This is a genomic window from Arthrobacter sp. CAN_A2 (assembly GCF_015752045.1).
In the GTDB taxonomy this organism is placed as follows: domain Bacteria; phylum Actinomycetota; class Actinomycetes; order Actinomycetales; family Micrococcaceae; genus Arthrobacter_D.
The window spans coordinates 125,667-143,503 of the sequence record NZ_JADOUS010000004.1 but is presented as its reverse complement, the minus strand read 5'-3'; the positions used below and the strand labels follow the sequence as shown (position 1 = coordinate 143,503).

16 protein-coding genes are annotated in these 17,837 nt (G+C 71.4%); 10 read left to right on the top strand and 6 right to left on the bottom strand.

The annotated features are described in order from the left end of the window. The first annotated feature begins 12 nt into the window (after positions 1–12). From IWX63_RS06590 to IWX63_RS06555, 8 genes are all read left to right on the top strand, one after another. The gene (locus tag IWX63_RS06590; RefSeq protein WP_199277368.1) at positions 13–966 is read left to right on the top strand and encodes an ABC transporter ATP-binding protein; all 954 of its coding nucleotides are present in this window, start codon (positions 13–15) and stop codon (positions 964–966) included. Beyond that, a complete protein-coding gene (locus IWX63_RS06585) occupies positions 963–2,579 on the top strand; it encodes an ABC transporter permease (RefSeq protein WP_199277367.1) in 1,617 nt (538 codons plus the stop codon). Before IWX63_RS06590 ends, IWX63_RS06585 begins: the two co-directional genes overlap by 4 nt. Positions 2,580–2,672: 93 nt before the next feature. Then, a complete protein-coding gene (locus IWX63_RS06580) occupies positions 2,673–3,953 on the top strand; it encodes an MFS transporter (protein WP_199277366.1) in 1,281 nt (426 codons plus the stop codon). A 39-nt stretch (positions 3,954–3,992) separates the two neighbouring features. After that, positions 3,993–4,397 carry an ArsR/SmtB family transcription factor gene (locus IWX63_RS06575; protein ID WP_199277365.1) on the top strand — a complete coding sequence of 135 codons (405 nt, stop codon included), beginning with the start codon at positions 3,993–3,995 and terminating at the stop codon, positions 4,395–4,397. A gap of 94 nt (positions 4,398–4,491) precedes the next feature. Next, on the top strand, positions 4,492–4,740 hold the full coding sequence (locus tag IWX63_RS06570) for a hypothetical protein (RefSeq protein ID WP_199277364.1): 249 nt from the start codon (positions 4,492–4,494) through the stop codon (positions 4,738–4,740). Next, the gene (locus IWX63_RS06565) at positions 4,716–5,909 is read left to right on the top strand and encodes a ferredoxin reductase family protein (RefSeq protein ID WP_199277363.1); all 1,194 of its coding nucleotides are present in this window, start codon (positions 4,716–4,718) and stop codon (positions 5,907–5,909) included. Before IWX63_RS06570 ends, IWX63_RS06565 begins: the two co-directional genes overlap by 25 nt. Further along, complete coding sequence (locus IWX63_RS06560; protein ID WP_199277362.1) at positions 5,906–6,379, top strand: FMN-binding protein; 474 nt, start codon at positions 5,906–5,908, stop codon at positions 6,377–6,379. The genes IWX63_RS06565 and IWX63_RS06560 overlap by 4 nt, the downstream gene beginning before the upstream one ends. Next, positions 6,376–7,206: an FAD:protein FMN transferase gene (locus IWX63_RS06555; RefSeq protein WP_199277361.1), complete on the top strand. Its 831-nt coding sequence runs from the start codon at positions 6,376–6,378 to the stop codon at positions 7,204–7,206. Before IWX63_RS06560 ends, IWX63_RS06555 begins: the two co-directional genes overlap by 4 nt. A 105-nt stretch (positions 7,207–7,311) precedes the next feature. Here the strand turns inward: IWX63_RS06555 and IWX63_RS06550 are convergent, their stop codons facing one another. The 6 genes from IWX63_RS06550 to IWX63_RS06525 form a co-directional block, all read right to left on the bottom strand. Continuing rightward, positions 7,312–7,500 carry a hypothetical protein gene (locus IWX63_RS06550; protein WP_334685698.1) on the bottom strand — a complete coding sequence of 63 codons (189 nt, stop codon included), beginning with the start codon at positions 7,498–7,500 and terminating at the stop codon, positions 7,312–7,314. Further along, complete coding sequence (locus tag IWX63_RS06545) at positions 7,497–8,642, bottom strand: TerC family protein (protein WP_199277360.1); 1,146 nt, start codon at positions 8,640–8,642, stop codon at positions 7,497–7,499. The genes IWX63_RS06550 and IWX63_RS06545 overlap by 4 nt, the downstream gene beginning before the upstream one ends. Before the next feature lie 226 nt (positions 8,643–8,868). Next, positions 8,869–9,918: a GNAT family N-acetyltransferase gene (locus tag IWX63_RS06540; protein WP_334685697.1), complete on the bottom strand. Its 1,050-nt coding sequence runs from the start codon at positions 9,916–9,918 to the stop codon at positions 8,869–8,871. A gap of 96 nt (positions 9,919–10,014) precedes the next feature. After that, positions 10,015–13,581: a thiol reductant ABC exporter subunit CydC gene (gene cydC / locus IWX63_RS06535; RefSeq protein ID WP_199277359.1), complete on the bottom strand. Its 3,567-nt coding sequence runs from the start codon at positions 13,579–13,581 to the stop codon at positions 10,015–10,017. Then, positions 13,578–14,600 carry a cytochrome d ubiquinol oxidase subunit II gene (gene cydB / locus IWX63_RS06530; protein WP_199277358.1) on the bottom strand — a complete coding sequence of 341 codons (1,023 nt, stop codon included), beginning with the start codon at positions 14,598–14,600 and terminating at the stop codon, positions 13,578–13,580. Before cydB ends, cydC begins: the two co-directional genes overlap by 4 nt. Before the next feature lie 66 nt (positions 14,601–14,666). Beyond that, entirely contained in the window at positions 14,667–16,241 is a 1,575-nt protein-coding gene (locus IWX63_RS06525) for a cytochrome ubiquinol oxidase subunit I (RefSeq protein WP_199277357.1), read from the bottom strand. A gap of 225 nt (positions 16,242–16,466) precedes the next feature. Between IWX63_RS06525 and IWX63_RS06520 the strand changes: the two genes are divergently transcribed. Together IWX63_RS06520 and IWX63_RS06515 are read left to right on the top strand one after the other, a co-directional pair. Continuing rightward, a complete protein-coding gene (locus IWX63_RS06520) occupies positions 16,467–16,835 on the top strand; it encodes a BlaI/MecI/CopY family transcriptional regulator (protein ID WP_199277356.1) in 369 nt (122 codons plus the stop codon). 8 nt (positions 16,836–16,843) lie between these two features. After that, positions 16,844–17,836 (top strand): M56 family metallopeptidase, encoded by a 993-nt coding sequence (locus IWX63_RS06515; RefSeq protein WP_199277355.1) that lies wholly within the window; start codon positions 16,844–16,846, stop codon positions 17,834–17,836. The last annotated feature ends 1 nt before the right edge of the window (position 17,837 follow it).

Sequence of the window (17,837 nt, the reverse complement as noted above, 5' to 3'; positions counted from 1 at the left end):
ATGCTCCCCTGCATGGCCAGCGTCATTTCGGCCCGGAACCTCGCCAAGCACTACGGCCGAGTGCGTGCACTCGACGGGCTGGACCTTGACGTCGGAGAGGGCCAGATCCACGGATTCCTCGGCCCCAACGGCGCCGGGAAGTCCACCACGATCCGCGTGCTGCTCGGACTGGCCCGCGCGACGTCGGGCACCGTCGAGGTCTTCGGAACCGACCCCTGGCGCGAGGCCGCCGCCCTCCACGGGCGTATCGCGTCCATCCCCGGCGACGTCAGTGTCTGGCCGAACCTGTCCGGCGGGGAGACCATCGACTTCGTCTCGCGCCTGCGCGGGGCCCGGCGCCACGACCGCGGATACCTCCTCGAACGGGAGCGGCTGATGGAGGCCTTCCTCTTCGACCCGCACAAGAAGGGCCGGGCCTACTCCAAGGGCAACCGCCAGAAGCTGGCACTGATCGCAGCCTTCGCGGTGCCCGCCGAGCTCTACGTCCTCGACGAACCGACCAGCGGCCTCGACCCCTTGATGGCGATGGTGTTCCAGCACGAGATCGCCCGGGTCCGGGAGGGCGGGGCCACCGTCCTGCTCTCGAGCCATATCCTCTCGGAGGTCGAGCAGCTCTGCGACGTCGTCAGCATCGTGCGCGCCGGGAAGGTCGTGGAGTCCGGGACCCTCACCGACCTACGCCACCTCACGCGTACGGAGGTCTCGTTCGCAGCAACGGACGCCTCTCCCCTCGGGTCCATCCCGGACGCCCACGACGCGCGCTTCGACCACGGCAGGGCGAGGTTCACCGTCGACAGCGACCGTGTCTCCTCGGTGCTGCCGGCGCTGACCGCGCTGCGCGTCGAGGGTCTCCGCATCGAACCCCCCTCCCTGGAGGAGATGTTCCTCCGGCACTACGGCGACGACATCGCTGCGGCCGACCAGGACGGGACGGTCCGGGAGCGACGCGAGGCCGCGACGCGATGACGACCTTCCCGGCGCTCCTCGGCCAGCGACTGCGGCGCGACGGGGTGCAGCTGCTGCTATGGACGGTGGGCACCGCGCTGCTGGCCTACCTGACGTACGTGAGTGTCGCGCAGGCGTACGGGACCGACGAGGCGCGCGCCTCGATCCTGGCCGTGGTCATGGCCAATCCCGTGATCCTGCTCTTCCGCGGGCTGCCGTCAGGAGCCGGGGAGGGCGCCTTCATGCTCTTCCTGATCTTCCCGTTCCTGGCGCTCCTCGCGGGCATGATGAGCTCGTTCCTCGCCGTGCGGCACACGCGCGGCGACGAGGAGATCGGCCGGGCGGAACTGGTGGCGGCCACCCGGGCCGGCCGCCAGACACCGCTCCTGGCCACGCTGACCCACGGCATCCTCGCCAACGTCGTGCTCGCGGCGCTCAGCGCAGCGGCGCTGACGGCCACCGGGCTCGAGGTCCGGGGTTCACTCGTATCCGGTGCCGGTGCCGGCGCTGTGGGCCTGACCTTCCTCGGTGTGGGCCTCGTCTCCGCCCAGCTCATGAGGACCTCGTCGGGCGCGAACTCCCTCGCCGTCTGGACCCTGATGCTCTCGTTCCTCACAGCCGGCATCGGCAACGCCCTCGGCACGCCCAGCAACGACCTGCAGCGCATGGAGAGCTCGTGGCTCACCTGGTTGTCACCGTTCGGGTGGGGCGAGCAGACGCGGCCGTTCGCCGACGACAACGTGGGGCCGATCGTGCTGTGTGCTGCACTCGGGATGGTACTGGCCGGCGTCGCGGTCGCGCTGCAATCGGTCCGCGACCTCGGCGGGAGCTTCGTGCCCGAGCAGCGCGGCAGAGCCGGTGCTCCCGCGACGCTCTCGACCCCACCCGGTCTCGTCGCCCGTCTGACCCGACCCTCGATCATCGGGTGGGGCTTCGGAGGAATGGTCACGGGGCTCCTGGCGACCACCCTCGCGGCGGTGATCCGCGACATCGGGGCGGACAACCCCGCCCTGGAGCGGATCATCCGTGCGATCGCCGGCGGCACGGACATGGAACAGGCCACGGTCGTCGTCTTCTTCACCATGCTGGGCATCCTCGCCGCGTGCTGCGCGGTCCAGACGGTCTGCCGGGCACGCCAGGAGGAGACGCACGGCACGGCAGAGCTGGTGCTGAGTGGTCCGGTCGACCGCGTCCGGTGGCTCGCGAGCTTCATCGTCGTCGCCTTCATCGGCATCCTCGTGGTGATCGCGGCGGCCCTGGCGGGCGCAGCAGCGGGCCTCGCCTCGCGGGACGGCGACTGGGCGCTCCTGGGTGATATGGCCATCACCGGTGCGGGGCAGATCGCAGCGGCCTCCGTGTTCATCGCCACCACGGCGGTGATCTTCGTCGTCGCACCGCGGCTGACCATCCCGCTCGGTTGGGCCCTCGTCCTGGTCAGCATGGTGCTCGGCCTGTTCGGGCCGCTGTTCGGCTTCCCCGACTGGGTGGTCCGGCTGTCACCCATGGGTGTCGCGCCGATTGTCACGAGCGACGGCGTCGACGTGAAGGGCCTGTGGTGGCTGATCGCCGCCGTCGCCGTGGGTGGCGCGCTGGCGCTGGGTCTCATGCGCCGTCGGGAGCTCGCCGTCGGTTGAAGGGACCCGCGTCCGGGACGGGTAGGTAAACGAGTGCGTACTGGTGCACCTATAGTGGGATGACGTGCTCCTGCTCGAGACGGGCCCTCCGCCATGCTGTCAGTCCTGCGCCGCCCGGCGTACCGGAAGCTCTTCGCCGCCCAGGTCGTCGCCCTGCTGGGGACGGGACTGCTGACCGTGGCCCTGGGCCTGCTCGCCTTCGACCTGGCCGGCGGGCAGGCGGGTGCCGTCCTCGGCACAGCGCTGACGATCAAGATGGTGGCGTACGTCTTCGTGGCACCCGTCATGGCAGCGCTGGTCGAACGCCTCCCCCGCAAGGCCGTCCTCGTCGGCGCGGACCTGGTGCGCGCGGCCATCGCCCTGAGCCTGCCGTTCGTCGACCAGGTGTGGCAGATCTACGTGCTCGTCTTCGTCCTGCAGTCCGCGTCGGCGACCTTCACCCCGGCGTTCCAGGCCCTCATCCCGGTGGTGCTGCCGGAGGAGAGGGACTACACGAAGGCGCTGTCCCTGTCCCGGCTCGCCTACGACCTCGAGTCCCTGGTCAGCCCGCTGCTCGCCGCCGCCCTGCTGACCGTGATGAGCTTCCACAACCTGTTCGTGGGGACGATGCTCGGTTTCCTGGTGTCCGCGGCGATGGTCCTCGCGACCCGGCTGCCGGTGATCCCGCCCGCCCACCGGCAGGGCTCCCTGCTGCACCGCACCACCCTGGGCGCCCGGATCTTCCTGCGGGAGCCGACCCTGCGCGGGCTCATGGCCCTGAACCTCGTCGTCGCGGCCGCCACTGCCCTCGTGCTCGTCAACACCGTCGTCTATGCGCGGGACCTGTTCGGCGGCTCCAACACCGACGTCGCGATCGCCCTGGCGTTCTACGGGGCGGGGTCCATGCTCGTCGCGTTCATCGCACCCCGCGTGCTGGAGCAGACACCCGACCGGACGTTCATGCTCATCGGTGCAACGGTCCTGACGGTGGGGCTGCCGGCGGCAGCCTCCCTCGCCCTGACCGAGCAGAGCCGCGTGCCCCTCACGGGCAGTTCGTGGACGATCCTGCTCGGACTGTGGACCGTGCTCGGCATCGGCACGTCGATGATCAGCACCCCCTCGTCACGGCTGCTGCGCCGCGTCGCCACCGACAGCACCCGGAGCTATCTGTTCACCGCCCAGTTCTCGCTCTCCCACGCCTGCTTCATGCTCACCTACCCGGTCGCCGGCTGGGTGGGCGCGGCCGCGGGCCAGACGGCGGCCGCCCTCGTCCTCGCCGGACTCGCCCTCGCCGGGACCGTCGCCGCCCTCATGGCGTGGCCGTCGGAGGGGGCGGGGAGCGGGACGACGACGCCGGACGGGTCCGCGGCCAGCCCGGCGGGCACCGCACGATAGGTTAGGGGCATCACCGCAGGCGTAAGGGAAGGAGGGGACGTGACCGGCTCGGAAGCACCCTCCGCAGACTCCCTCGGGCCCGCCGTCCCCGGCGACCGGCCGCCCGGCCGGCCGAGCCTCGTCCACCAGGTCGAGCCCGACGCCGAGCGCCTCGAGGCCGGCGCGGCGACCTTCCGGATGCTCTCCGATCCCACCCGCCTGCACCTCCTCTGGATCCTCACCCGCGGGCCGGCCGACGTCGGGACACTCGTCACGGCCACCGGGGCGAACCGGACCGCCGTGAGCCAGCACCTGGCGAAGCTCCGGCTCTCCGGCCTGGTCTCGACGCGGCGGGACGCGCGCAACGTCATCTACAGCATCGTGGACGGACACCTGTCCCGCCTCATCCTCGAGGGCATGAACCACGCCGACCACCGCGTGACCGGAGAGCCCGTCCACGAGTAGCCGTCCCGTCCCGTCATGACGGGACGGGAGGGAGCACAGGCCCCCCATGAGCACGTCATAGCCTCGTCACAGGCTGCGCTCGCATGGTGGGTGTATGACCACCCAGTCCCCCCCGCGCGTGACCCCTTCGCAGCGATCCCCCGAGGCAGCGCCGTATCGTCGCCGGTCCCGGCGCCGCGCACGGGACCGTGACGTGATCGACGTCGCGACCATCGTCTCGGCGGCGGTCGCGGTGGCCCTGTTCCTCAGCCAGAGCGGCAGCGCACGCTTCGGGACGCTCGCCGGCGGGGTCACCGCCCTGGCATCATCAGCGGGCTCGTGGCCACCGACCTGGTCGTGGTGATGCTGCTCCTGGCCGCACGGGTCCCCTTCATCGACCGGACCATCGGCCATGACGGGGCGATCCGCCGTCACGGTGCACTCGGCAAGCCGGTGCTGTACCTCCTGCTCGCGCACGGGGTCCTGCTCACGCTCGGCTACGCGATGACCGGAGGCATCGATCCGGCGGCACAGACGGCGGCGCTGTGGGCGGCATCGGGTGATATGCAACTGGCCTACCTCGGCCTGGGACTGTTCTGCGTGGTGGCCGTCACCTCGCTGGTCGCGGTCCGACGCCGGTTCCCGCACGAGGTCTGGCACGCCATCCACCTGCTCACCTACGCGGCGGTCGCGGCTTCCCTGCCTCACCAGTTCAGTGCCGGGGGGCTGTTCAGCGAGCCCGGCTACCAGCGCTGGTACTGGCTCGCCCTCCTGACCGTCACCGGATCAGCGGTTCTCGTCTACCGCGTCCTGGTCCCACTCCTGCAGACCATGCGCTACGCCGTCCGGGTCACCGACGTCCACCCCGAGGGGCCCGGCACGGTCAGCATCACGATGACCGGCCGTCGGCTCGCCGAGCTGGACGCGCGGGCGGGCCAGTTCTTCAACTGGCGCTTCCTGGACTCCGCCTCCTGGTGGCAGAGCCATCCCTACTCCCTGTCCGCACCGGTGCGTGGGAACACGCTGCGGATCACGGTCCGGGATCTCGGCCGTGGATCACGACGCCTGGCGGGGCTCCGGCCCGGCACGCGGGTGGCGTTGGAGGGCCCGTACGGGGTCTTCACCGAGGGCGCCCGCACCGGGCCCCGCCTGGTCCTGGTCGCCTCCGGCATCGGTGTGTCCCCGGTGCGGGCGATCCTCGAGGAGGCGGCCTTCCTCCCCGGCGACGCCGTCGTCATCCTCCGGGCGTCCACCCCCGCCGGTCTCACCCTGCGGTCCGAGATCGAAGGGCTCTGCACCGCCCGAGGCGCGCGACTCCACTGCCTGGTCGGCCCACGGCACGCCGACATCCGCTCCTGGCTTCCCGCCGCCGAGGCAGCCCGCGGGACGACCCTGCGCTCCTACGTCCCCTCCGCCGAGCACGCCGATCTCTACGTCTGCGGCGCCCCGGCCTGGACCGCGCTCGTCGAGGCGGATGCCGCGGCCATGGGCTTCACCCAGGACTCGATCCACGTCGAAAGGTTCGCGCTATGAGAACCCGCGCCCTCTTCACCTCCGTCCTGGCCTCGGCGAGTATCCTCGTGGTCGGCTGGCAGCTCAGCGACCCGGGCCTGCAGACCGCCGCAGGGACGGCGGGCACCCCGGCTGCGTCCGGTGCTTCGGGTGCTTCGGGTGCTTCGGGTGCTTCGGGCGCTTCCGGCACCTCGGGCTCGTCCGGTGCGTCGGGCTCGTCCGGGACCTACACCGGCGCCACCTCGAACCACCCCTACGGCAGCGTCGCGGTGACGGTCAGCGTCGCGGGCGGAACCATCACCGATGCGACCGTCCAGGACGGGGCCCGCGACGGGCGGTCCCGGCAGATCGCCTCGCATGCCGAACCGATCCTCCGCAAGGAGGTCCTGGCGGCCCAGTCCGCCGACGTCAGCATGGTCAGCGGAGCCACCTACACCTCCCGGGCCTACCTGAGCTCGCTGCAGGCCGCCCTGGATGAGGCCGGGCTGTGACCGCCCGGACCGGCACACGCCGTGCAGACGGCGAGCCGGCGACATACCCCGCCGGGGTGTTCGACACCATGGGCACCACGGCCAGCCTCCGCGGCTCCGCCGTCCCGCCGGGGCTGATGAGCGGGCTGGTGGCGCTCTTCGGCGCCGCCGATCATCGGTTCAGCACCTATCGTGCCGACTCCGAACTGAGCCGCATCAACCGCGGCGAGATCCGCCTCACCCGTGCCTCCCGGCCGATGAAGGAGATGTACGAACTGGCCCTGGAGTGGCGCACGCGCACCGACGGGCGCTTCACCCCGCACGCCCCCGGTGGACTGCTCGATCTCAACGGCGTGGTCAAGGCCCACACCCTCGCCGGCGCGGAGTCGCTCCTCCTCTCGGCAGGCCACCGCGACTGGTGCCTCTCGGTCGGCGGGGACCTCGTCGCCGACGGGGCGCAGCCGGACGGCCGGCCCTGGACGATCGGCGTGACCGACCCCTTCGACCCGGATGGATACCTCACGAGCACCTGCGTCACACCCGACCGCCGGGCCGTGGCCACGTCGGGCATCCTGGAGCGGGGACACCACCTGTGGGACGGCACGCACCCGGGGAGGAGGTCCACCGGGTTCCTCCAGGCCACCGTCATGGCCTCCGACATCATCACCGCCGATGTCCTGGCCACCACCCTCGCAGCGGGCGGGCCGTCCGTCATCGGGGACCTGCTCCCCGCGCATGCCGTCGAGTTCGTCGCCGTCACCGTAGACGGCCGGTTCTACGCCTCGCCCGGCTTCCGGGAGCCGTCCGCAGACCGTCCGGGACCAGCACCCTGGACGATGCCTGCCTAGCGGGAGCCCCCGCTCAGGGTGCACCGCTGGTCGCCGCGCCCGTCGAGCAGAACGGGGGCAGGGACGACGGCGCGGCGTCCACCGGACAGGGATCGAAGGTGAAGATCACCGGTGGTTGATGCCGTCGCCCAGCACGGGGTTCACGAACAGGTGGACGAGGATCAGCACCACCAGCAGCGCGCCGGACCATCGCATGAACACCCACGCCATGAGCTCCCGGTTGCTGCCGGCCGTGACGCGGCTGCGCGGCGGGCTGATCCGCCCTCCCCCGGGGGGCCTCCGTTCCGGCGTCATGACCGGCGGTCCACGCCGCTCGTCCCGTCGTCCGCAGGCTCACCATGACCGGCGTCAGCGGTCGGCTGGGCGCCGTCGACCGTGGACTGCTCCGACCCGCCGTCCGCGGCGGTCCGGTCGCTCGTCGTGGCGCCTCGTCGCCGACCCCAGAGGGGTTCGAGGGCGGCGATCTCCTCCTGTCCGGCGGTGCGGAAGGGGGCGACGGCGGGTCCCGGCGGCTCGTGGCGCTGCTGGCCGCGGGTCCTGATGAGGCTCGCGACGACGGCGACGGCGAGGATGGTGGTGATGATTGCGAGAGAGACGGGCGTGGGGATGTAGTAGAGGTCGATCTTAAGGGCCATCTTGATGCCGACCCACACCAGGACCAGGGCGAGCCCGATCTTCAGGTACACGAAGCGGTGGATGAGGTCAGCCAGGAGGAAGTACATGGCACGCAGGCCCAGGATCGCGAACGCGTTGGCGGTGAAGACGAGGAACACCTCGTCGGTGACGGCGAAGATCGCGGGGATCGAGTCGACGGCGAAGACGATGTCCGTGACCTCCACCAGGACCAGCACGGCCAGCAGGGGCGTGGCGAGCAGGATCCCGCTCTTGCGGATGAGGAACCGCTGGCCGTGGAAGGCGTCCGTCATGGGCACGTACCGGCGGAACAGCTTCAGGGCCCGGGACTTCGACGGATCGATGTGCTCGTTGCGCTGGAGGAGCATCCGGATGCCGGTGAAGAGCAGGAAGGCCGCGAAGACGTAGAGGACCCAGGAGAAGTTCTGGATCAGCACCGATCCGGAGGCGATGAAGATCCCGCGGAAGACCAGGGCGCCGAGGACCCCGAAGAACAGGACGCGGTGCTGGTACTCGCGGGGGACGGCGAAGAACGTGAAGATGATGGCCCAGACGAAGACGTTGTCCACGGCGAGGGATTTCTCGATGAGGTAGCCGGCGAAGTACTGCTGCCCGAACTCGGCGCCCCAGACGCGCCACACGATGATCCCGAACACGACGCCGCAGAACACCCACACGCCCGACCAGGCGGCTGCCTCGCGGACACTGATGACGTGGGCGTGCCGGTGGGCGACGAGGTCGACGAGGAGCATGAGGAGGATGAAGCCGATGACGGCCAGCCAGACCCAGAGGGGGACGTCCATGAAGTGCTGCCTTCCAGTCAGTGAATACCAACTGGAGGTCTCTCCCGGCCACCGGGGTGGCCCTGTCCACCGGGAAGCGCTGGGGCTGCCGTAGTGACGATGGACGGGATGGGGGGATACTCCCCTCCGTGCCTACGAGTGAACCATGATCCGGCCGCTGAGGGAAGGAGGTTCGCCGTAGCAGGTCCCAGGCGAGCCCCTCCGTGCTCCCTCGACGGCGGTCGGGTCAGGCGGGATCCACGCGCAGCGGCAGGTCGAACACGATCGACCGCTGGGTCGGGACGTAGCCCATGCGCTCGTACAGACCGAGCGCCCCGGACGGGTTCTCGGTGTCGACGCCGAGCCCCGCGTTCTGCATGCCTGCCGCCCGGTACCTCCTCATCGCCTCGGCGAGCAGGGCCGGCGCGAGGCCGCGACCCCGCCAGGTCCGCCGGACCCCGAGCAGGTCGGTGTAGCCCTCGGTGCGGCCGAGGAGCTGCTGGGAATCGGGGTCATAGCTGGCCAGCTGGTAGGCGACCACCTCGTCCGTCGACGGGTCGAGGAGCGCGAGGCTCCAGTCCGCCCGGAACTCCGGGTGGCTGACGGTGAACTGCCAGGATTCCTGATCGCGGGGCTCACTCCCCCAGTGGTCCTGGAAGGCGTCGTTGTGGGCGAGGCGGACCAGTTCGGCGATGCCCCGATCGGCGCCTTCAGCGAAGGTGAGGAGCTGCAGCCCGTCGGGGAAGGGGAGATCGGGGATCGGCTGGTCCAGCGGCCTCGTCATCTCGGTGAAGTAGCGGACGATCCTGCTGCCGCTCGCGGTGAGCAGCGCCAGATGCGAGGGGTTGCGTTCCTCGACGTAGTTCCGGAAGACCCCCTCGGTCCGGCCGGTCTCCCGCAGGCGCATCTCGGCGCGCCAGGCCTGCCACGCGAGGACGGCCCGCCCGATGCCGCGGCCGCGCCATGCGTGATCGACGCCGCCGGCGCCGTGGATCAGCGACGAGCCGGGATTCCGGGACAGGCGCCCGAAGGCCTGCGGTTCGCCGTCGGCGTCGAACCCGGCGACCGTGTCCTTGCGGGGGTCGTTCTTCGAAGCCCGCAGCGCCTGCTCGAGGTCGGCGCGCTGTTCCACCCAGTCCGGCCGGTCCTGCTCCGCGATGCGCTGGATGAGCGCATGCCAGCGGGGGATGTCGGCGTAGGTGAGCGCCCGCCACAGCAGCCCGTCGGGCATCGGCGGAGCGCCCCGAGCCGGGGTGGCCGTCCCGGCGTCGTGTCCGGACGTGTCGGGCGTCGTCATGGTCCCAGCGTATTCCAGCGCGGGCGCGCCCGCCCTCACCCGGAGCCGGGTGGAACGGGCGTGGCGCACGCGGGCCGTCCCGGGTCTGCCCGCCGGTCAGGAATGCACGACGGTCCCCCCGTGCGTCCCGTCGAGGACGGCGGCGTCCAGCGCCACGACGTCGTCGCACAGCGCTGCCTCCGCGGGATCGTGCGTCACGAGGAGGACGGCGGTGTTCATGAGGCCGTGCCGGAGGTCCGCGAGGAGGGACCGCGCGCCGTCGGCGTCGAGATGGGCGGTGGGCTCGTCGAGGAGGAGGACGCCGGACCGCGTGAGCAGGGCGCGCGCCACGGCGAGCCGCTGCCGCTGTCCACCCGAGAGCCGCGATCCACCCGCTCCGGCGGGTGCATCGAGCCCGCCGTCGAGCCCGGCGACCAGCCCTGTCAGTCCGACGGCGTGGAGGACGGCGTCCAGCTCGGCGTCCGTGGCCGGGTCGCCGGGCGGACGGGCGAGCTGCAGGTTGGAGCGCAGGCTGGAGTCGAACAGGTGGCTCTCCTGCGGGCACCAGGCGATGCGCGGCCCGTCGACGTCGTCGCGGGATTCCCCGTTCACGAGGAGAGTCCCCCGCTCGAGGGGGAGGACCCCGAGAAGGGCGCCGATCACGGTGGACTTGCCGCTTCCCGACGGGCCCGTGAGCGCGGTCCAGCGCGCGGGCGCCAGCTCGAGGTCCAGGCCGGCGACCACGGGCCGGCCGGGCTCGTAGCCGATGCTGGCACGGCGGAGCACGGCGGAGTGCGCCGGGCGGCCATCGCGCCCGCCGCCGGTCTGCTGCAGGTCCTCCTCCCAGCCGGCGGGACTGAGGTGCGGGACGATCCGGCGTGTCACGGCTGCCAGCGGACCCCAGTGCTGGACGGCGGACGTTCCGGCGACGAACGGCTCGATCAGCGCGAGCTGCATGAGCACCAGGACGGCTGCGAGGTCGGCCGGAAGGCCGCCGGCACCGATGAGGATGCCGAGGGATGCGGTGCAGCAGGCGGCGACGATCACGGCCGTCGACGTGCCCGCCGCCGAGGCCGAGCGCCGGGCCGCCGCCGCGACCGATCCCGCGAGCTCACGGGTCTCGGCGAGCGCGGGCCGGTGGACGCCGTTCACCCGGAGATCGGGGGCGGCACGCAGCAGGCCCGTGACGCGTTCGAGGCCCTGTGCGCGCAGCCGGACGGCGGCGGCGCCCGCGGCCTGTTCGCGGATCACGGCGACGGCGGGTGCGACCACGAGGGCCGCGACGACGGACAGGGTCTGCCACCCGAGGGCGGCGGGGTGCAGCACGGCCGCGGTGACGAGCGCGGCGGCGCCGGTCAGCGCCGAGACGACGAACGGGAGCAGGGCTCGCGAGGACAGGTCCCGGAGCTCGTCGATGTCTCCGACCAGCCGCTCGATGCCCCCGGACCCTCGGGCGATCGTGCGCCACGAGCGTCCGGTGCCCAGCAGCCCGGTCCACAGCCGCAGCCGCGTGTCGTCCGCGCGGTGGAACACGGCGCGGTGCAGCCAGAGGCGTTCCTCGTACCGCAGGAGGGAGCGGCCGATGCCGAAGAAGCGGACCCCGACGATCGCGGTGAGCAGGTACAGGATGGGCGGCTGCTCGGCCGCCCGCACGATCAGCCAGCCACTGAGTGCGGTCAGGGCGACGGCGAACACCGAAGCGCCGAGCCCGAGTGCGGCGGCGGCGAGGAACCGCCGGTCCCACGGCCGGACCAGCAGGAGCACGTCGCGGGCCGAGTGGAGCCGCGACGCCGCAGCGGGTCCCGCAGGGGCGGGTCCGACGGCGGTGGTCCCGGGGACGGCGCCGGTCCGCGTGGTGAGCGGGGCTCCCGAGGGGAGATCAGCCGGCGCGTGGTCGGCCGGCATCTCCGCCATCGGGGAGGACTCGGATGCCGTCGCGCCGGCGCGTGACGGCATCCCTGTCAGGCGCACCTCGCCCGACGCCAGGCGCGCTGTCTCGTCGTCGTGTGCGATCAGGAGGACGGTCAGCCCGGTCCGGCGCGCCCTCACGGCTGACCGGATGGCGCGGGACGCGTCGTCGTCCACGTGGGCGGTCGGCTCGTCGAGGAGGAGGAGGGTGACCGACGGATCCTGCGCTCGCAGCAGGGCACGTGCGACGGCGACGCGCCGCAGTTCGCCGGGGCTCAGCTCCGTGCTGCTTCGGTCCGCGAGGCCGGCGGCGCCGACGGCGGCGAGCTGGGCGTCGAGGATGGGTGACTCCGGAGGGAGCCCTGCATAGAGCGCGAGTTCGGCGCGGACGGTCGTCATCAGGAGTTCGGGATGCTGCGGGACCCAGGCAACCGCGTCGCGCCGGAGCCCCACCACACGGCCCGCGAGGCGGAGCCCGGGAGGGACGGCCGCTCCCCCGGCCAGGGCCCGCATCAGGGTGGACTTCCCGGAGCCGCTCGGGCCCCCGAGCGCTGTGACGGTGCCGGGTTCGAGCACGAAGGAGACGCCGGCGACGACCGGCTCGAGGACGCCGTCGTACCGGGCGGTGAGGTCATCGACCCGGATGCCGTCCGGCCGATCCCCGGACGTGCCGTCGGCCGGCGGGACGCGCACCAGCAGGTCCTCCGGCGGGGAGGCGGGGGCGTCGGTCACCGCACGGACGCGGGCCCCTGCCTCCTCACCGTCCTCGCTGGCGTGGTGGGCCGCACCGACGTCGCGCAGTGGGCCGTAGCATTCGGGCGCGAGGATGAGGGCGATCAGCGCGGTCTCGAGGCTTAGGTCCCCGTGGATCAGGCGCACGCCCGCGAAGACCGCGACGACGGCCACCGAGATGGTGCTGATGAGCTCGAGGGCGAGGGAGGACAGGAAGACCGTGCGGAGGGTCGTCATGGTGCGCGAGGTGTAGGTGCCGGCGATCTCACGGAGGGCCCGGGTCTGTTCCCCGGCGCGGCCGAGCCCCACGAGGACGGGGAGTCCTCTCGCGAGTTCGAGCAGGTGGTCGGACAGGCGGCCCAGTGCGGTGGAGGCCTGCTGCGTGTGTTCCCGGGTGTGGAGGCCGATCAGCACCATGAACACGGGCACGAGCGGCACCGTGAGGAGGATGACGAGCGCGCTGACCCAGTCGGCGGCGAGGATGCGTGCCCCGATGAGCAGCGGGACCACGGCGCACGTGACGAGCGCGGGTAGGTACTGCGTGTAGTACTTGTCGATCCCGTCGAGCCCGCGGGTGAGGAGCACCGCGAGGGAGCCTGTACCGCCGCCGGCCGCGGCACGCGTGGTGCCGCCGTCGTCGAGCAGGCGCAGGAGCGCCGCCTCCCGCATCCGCTCCCGGGTTCCGAGGGCCAGGCGGGCGGCGGTCGCGTCCTGTCCCCACGCCGCGATGGTGCGCAGCCCGACACCGAGGATTCCCTGCAGCAGCACGCCGCGGACGTCCAGCGACCCGGCGGCGAGGGATCCGATGCCGAGTGCGAGGGCCTGCGCCAGGAGCACCAGACCTGCGGCGCGGACGGCGGCGAGGACGCCGAGGAGGTACAGCGCCGTCGTCGACCCTGCGCCGCCCGCGGGCCCTCCTGCCCTCAGCGTGGTCAGCGGGGAGACGCGCCGGCCGTCGGTCCGGGCGACGCCGGCCTCCTCCCGTGTCGTGGGTGTGCTGCCGGCATCCTGCCGGGGAACGTCGGTCCGGACGGAGCCGCTCACAGTGCGGTGACGGCGTGCACCGCCGGGATGCTGGACTCCGAGACCCGCCGCCGGAAGACCCAGTAGGTCCACGCCTGGTACGCCAGGACGAGGGGCACTCCGAAGCAGGCGACGACGCTCATCAGGCCGAGCGTGTAGGGCGAGGACGAGGCGTTCTGCACCGTTAGGTCGAAGGCGGGATCGATGGTCGACGGGAGGACCACGGGGAACACGGCGCCGAAGATCGACCCGACCAGCGCCAGCATCCCGAGACCCAGTGCTGCGAAGGCGCGGCCGTCACGGCCCACCGACGAGAAGCGGTAGGCAGCGCTCAGGGCGCCGACGGCGACGACCACGGCGAGCCAGGTGAGCACCGATCCCGTGTCGAGCTGGACGAGGAGCGCCCACGCGAGGAACGGGAGCATCGCGACGGGCAGGAGCCGCCGGAACAGGCGGTCCGCCTGCGCGCGCACTCCGCCGTCGGTCTTGAGGGCGAGGAACGCGGCGGCGTGGACGAGGCAGAACAGCACGACGGCGGCGGCACCGAGGAGGGCGGGCAGGGTGGCCCACGAGAAGGCGCCGCCCACGCGGTCGCCGTTCGCGTCGAGCGGCAGGCCCGTGGTGGTCAGGGCGAGCGCCGCGCCGATCCCGGCTGCGGCGGCGAACGATCCGAGCGCGATGGCCCAGTCCCAGCCGTTGCGCCAGGTGTCGCTGTGCCGCTTGCCACGCCACTCGAACCCGACGGCGCGGAAGATCAGGCCGAGGAGGACGAGCAGCAACGGCAGGTAGAGCGCGGACAGCAGGGAGGCGTACCAGTAGGGGAAGGCGGCGAAGGTGGCGCCCACCGCCGTGACGAGCCAGACCTCGTTCCCGTCCCACACCGGGCCCACGGTGTTGAGCAGCACGCGCCGCTGGGTGTCGTTGCGGGCCATGAGCTTCATCAGCATCCCCACCCCGAGGTCGAAGCCCTCGAGGAAGAGGTAGCCGGACCACAGCACGGCGATCAGGACGAACCAGATGGTGGGCAGGGCCTCGGTCATCGGGGAACCTTCCGGGTGGTCGATGGGGATTGGGGATCGGGGTGCCCGTCGGGCCCGGCGGGCCGGTCAGTACGCGAACGCGAGGACATCGCCGTCGTCCTTCCTGCCGCCGTCGGCCCCGGGGTCGCCGTCCGGGTGGGCGAGCTCGGGCATCGCGGAGGCGGTGCCGCCGCGGACATAGGTGAAGAGCAGCTTCACCTCCACGACGAGGAGGACGGCGTACACCAGGGTCAGCAGGACGAGCGAGGTGACCAGTTCGGGGAGCGACACGCCGGGTGAGACCGCAGCTGCCGTGAACATGAAGACGCCGTCGATGCCGCTCGCGTCCGGATTCGGCGCGACGACGAAGGGCTGCCGACCCATCTCCGTGAAGACCCAGCCCGCGATGTTCGCCCCGAACGGGGCGAGGATCCCGAAGACCGCCAGCCGCATCAGCCAGCGCGATCCCGGGACGGTTCCCTTCCGCAGGACCCACAGGGCGGCGGCGGCCGCCGCCGCGGCGATCGCCCCGAACCCGATCATGATGCGGAAGCCCCAGTAGGTGACCTCCATGACCGGCAGGTAGTCGATCTCCGCCCCCGCCAGGTCCCCGTACATCGGATCGTCCGGCAGGTAGGTGCCGTACTTCTCCTGGTACTCGGGCAGCAGGGTGTTGACGCCCTTGACCTCGGTCGTGAAGTCGCCGTTGGCGAGGAAGGACAGCACTCCCGGCACCTCGATGACCGCGGTGATGTCGTCACAGCTCTGTGCGCCGAGGTTGCCGACGGACAGGATCGAGAAACCCGTGCCGTCGTGGCAGGCCGCTTCGGCGGCCGCCATCTTCATGGGCTGCTGGTCGAACATGAGCTTGCCCTGCAGGTCGCCGGTGATGCCCGTGCCGGCGAACGCGATCATGGCGACGACGGCGCCGGCCCGTGCCGAGCGGAGCCACACGGTGTGATCCGCCGCGTCCCGCGCACCGCCGCCGTCACCGACGAGGACCTTCCCGTCCGGGCCGATCGTGTCCAGCCCGTCGTGGCGCCGCTTCCACAGGTGGTACCAGCTGATGCCGAGGAGGAAGGCACCGGCGACGGCGAGGCAGCCGAAGAGGGTGTGGGGGAAGGCGACCAGCGCCGTGTTGTTGGTGAAGACCGCCCAGGCATCCACCATGACGGGCCTGCCGTCGACCATCTCCACGCCGACCGGATGCTGCATCCAGGAGTTCGCGACGAGGATGAAGTAGGCGGAGAAGACGGAGGCGAGCACGGCGGTCCAGAGCGAGAGCAGGTGGACGAGGCGCGGAAGCCGTCCCCAGCCGAAAATCCACAGGCCGAGGAAGGTGGACTCGACGAAGAAGGCCAGGAGCGCCTCCATGGCGAGCGGCGCTCCGAACACGTCGCCGACGAAACGGCTGTACTCACTCCACGCCATGCCGAACTGGAACTCCTGCACCAGGCCCGTGGCGACGCCCACGATGAAGTTGATGAGGAAGAGCTTCCCCCAGAACTTCGTCATCCGGAGGTAGTGCTCCTTGCCTGTGCAGTACCACAGGGTCTGCATGACGGCCACGAGCAGCCCGAGCCCGATGGTCAGGGGGACCATGATGAAGTGGTAGACCGTCGTGATTCCGAATTGCCATCGGGCAATCTCCAAGGCTTCCATCGGGCCCTTCCAGCAGTGCTTCGCGTCGGTGACGACGGAACTTCTACGGATTGTAGAAAACGTTCTTCTACGTATCGTAGAACAAGTACGGGGACTCTTCTACGCAGGGTAGAATTGTTCGCTCAGAGGTTGTACGTTGGAGGTACCACGCTTCAGCACTCCCCTCATGGAAGTGCATCCCCGCCCCCCGATGGACGCGGATCGCGATTGATTGAAGGAAAGAACATGGCAACGCTCGGAGACCTGGAACGCACAGTGATGGACCTGCTGTGGACGATGCCGGAGGCAATGACCGCCAACGAGCTGCGGGATGCCATCGCCGAGGCGCCGTTCGGGGAGGTAGGACGCGAACTGGCCGTGACGACGGTCCTCACCGTGCTCTCGCGGCTGGAGAAGAAGGGCCTCGTCACGCGGGAGCGCGACAGCCGCCCGCACCGGTACATGTCGGTCACAAGCCGTGAGGACCACACGGCGGAGCTCATGCATGAAGTGCTCGTGACCGCACCGGACCGCGAAGCCGTCCTCGCCCGCTTCATCGGCAGCGTATCGGAAGCCGAAGCCCAGACCCTGCGCAAGCTGCTCGGCGGCAGCTGACCCGCCCCGTGTTCTGGGCCTCCTACCTGCTCGCGGCTCTCGCGATCATCCTCGCGTGGCCCGCACCCATCGCTCTCTCGCGTGCCGACTGGCCGGCGAGGGCGCCGTTCACGGCCATGGTGCTGTGGCAGTCGATAGCGCTCGCCGGCGGACTGTCCATGATCGGCGCCATGCTGGTGTGGGGCCTCGAACCCCTCGGCGACAATCTCGTCGTGGCGTCGGCGGCATTCCTGGACATCCTGCTCGATGACGGGTCGGCCGAATCGCTCGGCGTCATCCACGTCTTCGCGATCAGCGCCGCGATCCTCCTCTTCGGGCACCTCATCTTCACGCTGGCCCTGACGTTCGTGCGCATCCACCGGCAGCGTCGGCGCCACCGGGACATGCTCACCCTGCTCAGCTCCCCCGCGGCCGGCCAGCCCGCGACGCTCGTCATCAAGCACCCGGCGCCGGTCGCCTACTGCCTGCCGGGCGGTGCACGCTCCGTCACCGTCATGTCGGACGGGCTGATGGACCTGCTCAGCCAGGCGGAGCTCGACGCCGTCCTCACCCACGAGAGCGCACACCTGCACCAGCGCCACCATCTGCTGCTGTGGGCCTTCGCCGCCTGGCGGGCGGCGCTGCCCTGGCTGCCCACCTCCCGGCTCGCCCAGCAGGCCGTGAGCGAACTGATCGAGATGCTCGCCGATGACGAGGCCCTGCGCCACGTGGACGAGCCGACGCTGGTCCGCGCGATCGCCATCGTGGGTGCGGGGGCTCCGCCGTCGACACCGGATGCGCTCGACGACGCCCTGGCCGACCAGAGCGGTATCCCCCTGACGACCGCCAGGGCGGTGACCGGCGGGACCGCCGATGTGTCGTCGACGGCGCAACGCCTGCGCCGGCTGCTCACTCCGCTGCCGCCCCTCAGCAGGATCCAGCAGGCGCTGGCCCTGTCCTCCGCCGGCCTGCTCCTGGTGATTCCCCCGCTGCTCCTGGTGGCACCCGAACTGCTCGGCTGAG